General features: G+C 39.0%; 1 protein-coding gene. It reads right to left on the bottom strand.

Translation table 11 applies throughout. The features are described 5' to 3' along the window. Positions 1-175 precede the first annotated feature (175 nt). Entirely contained in the window at positions 176-1,327 is a 1,152-nt protein-coding gene (locus tag DW830_RS15380) for a YhcG family protein (protein WP_119250483.1), read from the bottom strand. Positions 1,328-1,596 lie beyond the last annotated feature (269 nt).

Here is a 1,596-nt window from a genome sequence, read left to right as displayed (position 1 = left end):
TGTCTCAGCAACCATCCAAGATATATAGATGGTTGCCAAGCCACTGTGTCCCTTATATAAAAACATTATAAAGCCTTTAGGCTGAGATTATTATCCCGAACTGAGGTAAATACATAGTCGTATCATAAGAATCTTGTTTTATTTCTTCTTTATTCATATTAAGCATCTTGGCTCGTTATTCTCGATTATCTTTCAATCCCTTTTCCAATTCCTCAATAGTCGGCATAGATGATTTGAAGTCTTTCGGGAAGAGTTTGGAGAGCTGATATTCCGATATACCCATTGGTTCCTTATATGACTCCAAGGCATATTTAGCCACTACGTTGTCCTTGTCCTTACAGATAAGCAAGCCAATGGTAGGATTGTCTATGTCGGTCTTGAACTGATGGTTGATGGCCGACACATAGAAACTTAGTTGTCCCAAGAATGATGGATGGAACGACTGGGCTTTTAGCTCTATGACTACATAGGCATGGAGGTGGGCATTGTAAAACAGCAAGTCTGGGAAGAACTCCTGCTGACCTACCTCCAAACGAAACTGTCTACCCATATAAGAGAATCCCTTCCCTAGTTCCAAAAGAAAACGTGTTACATTGTTCACCAATTCTTCCTCAATGTCATGCTCGTCATATTTCTCCCTTAAGTTAAGGAAATCCAACTGATAAGGGTCTTTGGTTATCTGTTGCGCCAAGTCGCTTTGTACAGCAGGAAGCGTAGCCTGGAAGTTGGTGATAGCCTTGCCGTCACGCTCATAAAGGTCAGTGTCAAGCCAGTTGAGCAGAACGTCACGCCCCCAATTGTTCTCCCAAGTCTTTCTTACAAAGAACAAAGCCTTATCCATATTGCCCTTGCACTTATCTATGATACGACGATGGTGGTCCCAAGGAATAAGAAAAAGCAATTTGAAATCGTCCGCAGTTTGCGGACGATTTTCACTTTGTGCTACAACTCGCTGAATATCTGCAATATACAAGTCCTCTATAAAATTGTCCGCATCTTGCGGACAATTTGCTTGTAATGGTGCATAGAGCTTATAAAAGTAGCTCATGTACTTCAAATTAGTTGGTGAGAATCCCTTCACCCCTGGCATTTCGTTCTTCAAATCCTGACTGAGATTTTTGTAAAATCCAGAGCCATAAGTATTAGTATATTGCTTAGCTTCAATGTCTCGTCCCAACTTCCAATAGAAGTCCAACAAGTAGCCATTGGTGGCACATGACGCTTTGAGGCGATGGCTGTAGAATCGTTCCTTGAGTTCCACAAGCCAGTCCTTGTAGTCGCAATCATCATGAAGGACTACTGCTAAGTCTATATTTTTCTTTGCCATAATTCTAAAACCATTTAACGCTACAAATATAAAATTTTATCGTGATAATCGGTTAAAAATAAATGATTTTTTGAGATTAGCGGCATCTATTTAGACAAATTAAAATTTGTTTGAAGATATTTCACGTTAACCTATATTATATCACTAATATCTATATGCCTCGATTTTCCATCTTCATTAATTTATAAAATCCATCTTTTATTCTATAATAGAGCACAAAAGTACCAGAAGATATTATTCTCATCCCGTCTTTTCCGTGTGTAAATTTG

This window comes from Prevotella sp. AM34-19LB (assembly GCF_003468525.1).
Lineage (GTDB): Bacteria > Bacteroidota > Bacteroidia > Bacteroidales > Bacteroidaceae > Prevotella.
Note: the sequence above shows the minus strand (reverse complement) of the source record. Positions and strands in the feature narration are given on the sequence as shown.